Raw genomic sequence first — 5518 nt, forward strand, 5'->3', positions numbered from 1 at the left:
TCTTTTATATATGATAATGATACTTTTGAATCATGTCCTGCTGTAATAGAGCATAATATTTTTTTATCTAAATTAAATAAATATTTAACTGATTCTTTTATTTCATTATCTATTAAGTTCAATACTTCCTCAGCTGTTTTGACTTTAAAAGGTTTAATTGGATAAATTCTTTTTATTTGATGCTGTGTCATATTTAGCCGTGTATTGGAATTAAACTTATATATGTTTTTATATTTGCTATAGTCTAAAAAACCATTTGATTTAGAAGCTATTTTTTCACACTCAATATTATAGTAATCTTCAATCAACTGCTTGAGTAGTTCTGAGTGACTAGCATACAATGATAATTCATTATGATAATACAAAGACAAAAATGATGTAGCATCATTATAAAAATACACTTGTCCTTTATATTCAATAAACATTGCATATCGACCGTTATAAAAACTCATCTCTTCAAGAAATTCATAAGAATCTAACTCATGTGATAATAAGCGAGAGAATATTTCATGATAGTTTAATTCACTATTTTGAGTATGAACTAAATGACCTAATAAGATGACTTTTGTTTCATTCACCATTACTTCACATTGAGCTAAATCATAAGCATAATAAACATTAAACTTACCGATATTCGTATTCTCTTGATAGTATGTATGATCAAGAGAGAATTGATTAGGTAATACAATATATGCTTTATGAAACTTAGCCAATACATTATCCATCATATTCTCCCCCTATTATCCATCACTTATTGAACTTCTTTTTTTAGATTTTCAACATATTTATTTAAATCATGGTCTTCTGGACGCTTATACTGATCGTATAAACTATAAATTTCTAAAAATCTCTCAACCGCTTCTTTTCTTTCATCAGGTTTAACTTTCTCAAGTCTTGGTAAATACCAACCTTTAACATAGAAGTTAAATCTATGTTCTAAATACGAACTAAGTAAGCCATGCTTTTCATAGAAAGGAATTCTTTCAATTTCTAAAGCATAATATTTATCGAATAATTTTTTGGAAATTGAATTAGTTACAGAACCTGAAACAGCTGCATAATACATATGAATAACGTCAGTAACAGCTTTTACCTTTTTAGAATTAATCATCAATTCTTGGAAGAACAATGTATCTTGCCCAGCTGCTCCTTCAATCATTTGAATGTTATTATCTTTAATAATTGCTGATTTAATAACTAAAGCTTGTATACTTTGTGCTCGTAATCCACATTTCTTCATATATTTCTTAGGATCTTCAATTAATAAGTTACCGTCATTGTATTTCTTAACAGTTCCAGCATAATTAAACAATGCTCTACGTTTGTTGTCTTCTTTAATAATGTTTCCAACAACCATATCTACATCGTTATTTGTTTCGATTTCTTCTAATAAAGTTGCATATCCATCGCCTGTTGCTTCATTATCAGGATCAAGATAAGTTATATATTTTGTAGAAGCAAGCTCTGCACCTTTATTTCTAGGTCTTGATGCACTTCCTGATCCTTGTTCATATTCATAATACACGATATCAGGGAATCTTCTTCTAAGTCTGTTAATAATGGAAATCGTTTCTGAATCTGTGCTTCCATCATTTACAAATATAATCTCCATTTCACTAAAGATAGAGGATCTTCTTAAACTACGCATACATTTATCTTCTAAATACGTCCCATTATTGTGTATAGGGATAATTACACTCAATTTTTTCTTTTGCTTATTTTGACCATATAAAGTAGATTCGTAAATTTCGGATTGATCTAAATTATAGCCATTATTGGATTGTAATATATTTAAGTTTTCGTCTACAATATTTCTATGATACATCGTTAAATATTTATTTATTGCTTCATCAATATATTGATGAGCTTCATGCTGTTTATCTTTAGTGACAAAATCAACATCTACATATTTAAAAACAGAAAATAAATCTTCTAAATAATATTCTTCATATGAAATAGAGTCTTTCATAAATGTAATGAATTCATATTGACTATAGTCATCTATTGTCTGGTTAGCTTCAGCTACATCAAATTGCACATAAAGTTGACGAGATAAAATATCATTCATTTTATCTGTTAATTGATCAACAATTACTAAAACTTTACTGTCCTTTTGAGTTGGCTCTATATCTATATACGATAAAACTTCATCTAATCTATGATAAGTTGTGCTATCTCTCATAACACTTCTAATACTTTTCGCCTGCATATCTTCAATTTCATATTCTTTATATTGATTCATAATTGGTGCGACATCGCTTTTATGATTAATCATAAACACATTAGGAAATTGATTATTCACGCCAACTGAATAGTTAGATAAGATTAAATTGCCAAACGCTTGTAATTCAAAAATTCTATTCGCAAACATAGTTTCTGAATATTTAACTGAATTCACATTTACAGCCCATCGATAAACTTTATGTAAGCTCATAAGTTCATTATGATCGATTGGCATTGTTAAAAATGGAATATACTTCATAGGAAATTGATAACGCGTTCTTCTTAAAGGTAAATTTCTATCTATAATCGTTAAATCATTTTCATTATTTATTAATTCATCAAAAATTCTTGCTGATTCTTGGTTTCTTACAGGATATTTTTCAGTCCAACTTCCTGCAAAAATAACATCATTTTTAAATGCTTGATTATATTGGCTTCTTGAACCAACAGGATTATGATAATGTGGATTAATTCCAAACTGTAGTACATGAACATTATCATTTTGACAATATTCTTTATAATCATTAACAACCTCTTCTGCAGAAGTTAAAATAATGTCGCACTCAGTAGCAATATCTTTATATAAATGGAAATTAACAGGATCTTCTTTCGAGTAAAATACAATTGGTATATTAAGATTTTTCGCTTTTTGTATACCTTCTATTAACATTCTTCTCTTTTCGCTATTGACTGATGCTAGACCAGTCCAACTTCCATCTATACCTCTCCATGCAGTTGCTACAATCAATACATCCATATCATCACTTAATGATGAAAACTCACTATCTATATATACAATATTACCTATATCTTTAAACGAATTATATAAAAATTCATCAGCGATTAAACCAACTTTATATTTATTTTTTACAAATACTCTTGATTCGTTAGAGGTATTAAGTTGTGAGATATGTTGTTGATGATTTTCAAGGAAATCTAATTTTGATTCATCTGCAACTTTTTTATAATAATTATGATGATTAGTATAATCTTTTACTTTTTTGAGTTTATACAATCCATACATATAATCTTGTTCAACAATATCCAGAACTTCTTCTAATTGTTCAACTTTTGTTTTGTCGTCAAAGTTAACTAATTCTTCTTTAGCTGTTTGAAGTTTATTACTTTTGTCGATTTTTGTTGGTTCATTTGAAGACATTATGATTTCCTCCTATTTCTCCAACTCCAGTATTTCGTTTGAATTTTTCCTAATTTAGAATTTCTTAAATTGTGATATAGTCTTTCGTATTGTGCTTTTTCTTCTTTTTTATGATTTTTTTGTAAATTAATATTCTCATTAATCAAACGAACAATAGCTGATTTAGATTCTTTTCTTTCTTCTTGAAAATTAGTAATAATATCTAACTGTTCTAGTTCCAATTCATTATAATTTTCGTAACTTATACTTTCTAAAGAATCAATCATTTCGTTATCAATTAAATCTGAAAGACTAATCCAATATTTTTTCTTTTTAATAATAACGCGAACTGATTTCGCTTTTAAAAATACCATATCGATATTCACATTGTTAAAGTCAAATTGTTCTTCATCTAAAGAAAGGTCAATTGTTTTGTTCTTGGCACTATCTTGATAAAATAAAGTAGAATTTTTTATAGATACTTTAGTATTTATCATAACTGCTCTGTCTATATCTTCAGTTTTTACAAAACCACTAAATGTACCTTTATTAAATATTGCTTCTAAAATTTCACCTTCATATAAATATAAAGCTCTAGAAGAATAGTTCTTCTCTTGGAACAATAAGTTATAATCTACTTTAAAACCTAAATCTCTATTTATTTGTGGCGTATTAAAATGAGTTAAATCAACTCTTATTGTTTCTATAGGCTTTGAAATTAATTTGATAGAGTTATTCAATTTAGTCCATCCAATTATATTGGTACCTCTTACAACGAGTCCATAAAGTTCACTTTCTATGTCTTTTACTGAAATAACTTTTAAAGCCTTATTTAAATAATCTGAAACATGATTCACTATAATTTCATCGTCATCCACATCAAATATTTCTTGATTTTCTGGTTCTCTTAAAATAATTTGAAAACTTAATCCGCTTTGAATAAATGGACTTTTTACATCAATCATATGAAGACCCCTCAATCTTTACTTATTAAATGAATATGCAATTTCTTTTCCGAATGTATATAAATTGCCGTAATTATAATATTTAACTTGTTCAAATTTAGATTGAACAACATTTTTAGTATCAAATATGATTTTATTTTTCATACCTTCAAAGTCTTGATCAGTTAATGTTTTAAACTCAGAATGATCGCTTAGTATTAATACTAATGATGCATCTTCAACTGCCTTTTTAATATCTTTCTCAACAAAGCCTAATTCAACATGTGGATCATATGTTTCTACTATAAAATCATCTTCTTTTCTCAAATCATTATAAATATCAAAAGCAGGTGATTCTCTTACATCATCTACATCGCCTTTGTAAGTTAAGCCGAATACTGTAATCTTGTTGCCACCTAATTCTTTTAATATTTTTTTAGATTCTTCAATGACATATTGTGGCATTGAACGATTAATACGTCTGCCCTCTTGAATTAACGGTGTAGTTTCTGGATCTTTTGCAATAATAAAGTATGGATCCACTGCTAAACAGTGTCCACCAACCCCTGGTCCTGGCAAATGAATATTAACACGAGGATGTTTGTTCGCCATTTTAATCACTTCTAATACATTAATATCTAAATGATTACATACCATAGCGAGTTCATTTGCTAATGCTATATTTAAATCTCTATAAGTATTTTCCATTAGTTTACTCATCTCAGCAGTTTTAGCATTAGTTTCAATCATTTCACCTTGTACAAATGTGCCATATACTTTTTTACCTGCTTCAACACATTCCGGCGTGATACCACCAATAATTCTATTGTTATGAATTAATTCATGTAATATCTTTCCTGGTAATACTCTTTCAGGACAATGTACTAGGAAAATATCTTTACCAATTTCAAAGCCTTGGCTTTCAAGATAAGGTTTAACGTGATCATCCGTTGTTCTAGGTGCTATTGTAGATTCAACAATAACAGTATTTCCTTTTTCTAAAAATGGAACGATTGATTCAACTGCTCCCATTACTAATGAAATATCACATGATTCATATTGATCATCATTATTTGGAGTAGGCACTGCAATTATAAAAGCATCTGCTTTTTCAGGTTTTAAACTAGCTTTAAATTTATTTTTAGATAATACTTCTTCATAAGCATCTTGTAAGCCAGGTTCTTCTATATGAATTTGACCGTTATTTAATTTA

Annotated in this window: 3 protein-coding genes and 1 pseudogene; all 4 read right to left on the bottom strand. The window is 28.0% G+C overall.

Annotated features, from left to right (window positions below; genetic code table 11):
• Nucleotides 1-725, bottom strand: a pseudogene (locus CD129_RS08775) (hypothetical protein); the annotation flags it as partial.
• 26 nt (nt 726-751) lie between these two features.
• Nucleotides 752-3382 carry a glycosyltransferase gene (locus CD129_RS08780; RefSeq protein ID WP_107510090.1) on the bottom strand — a complete coding sequence of 877 codons (2631 nt, stop codon included), beginning with the start codon at nt 3380-3382 and terminating at the stop codon, nt 752-754.
• Complete coding sequence (locus CD129_RS08785; RefSeq protein WP_078356748.1) at nt 3382-4326, bottom strand: hypothetical protein; 945 nt, start codon at nt 4324-4326, stop codon at nt 3382-3384. The genes CD129_RS08780 and CD129_RS08785 overlap by 1 nt, the downstream gene beginning before the upstream one ends.
• 18 nt (nt 4327-4344) lie before the next feature.
• A partial coding sequence (locus CD129_RS08790; RefSeq protein WP_126577745.1) for a nucleotide sugar dehydrogenase occupies nt 4345-5518 on the bottom strand: 1174 nt, incomplete at its 5' end.

This window comes from Mammaliicoccus fleurettii, assembly GCF_003970575.1.
GTDB classification, from domain to species: Bacteria; Bacillota; Bacilli; order Staphylococcales; family Staphylococcaceae; genus Mammaliicoccus; species Mammaliicoccus fleurettii.

Bases quoted from the DNA above. Each gene is read 5' to 3' on its own strand.
- CD129_RS08780 (WP_107510090.1), bottom strand. From the start codon at position 3,382: ATGTCTTCAAATGAACCAACAAAAATCGACAAAAGTAATAAACTTCAA.
- CD129_RS08785 (WP_078356748.1), bottom strand. From the start codon at position 4,326: ATGATTGATGTAAAAAGTCCATTTATTCAAAGCGGATTAAGTTTTCAA.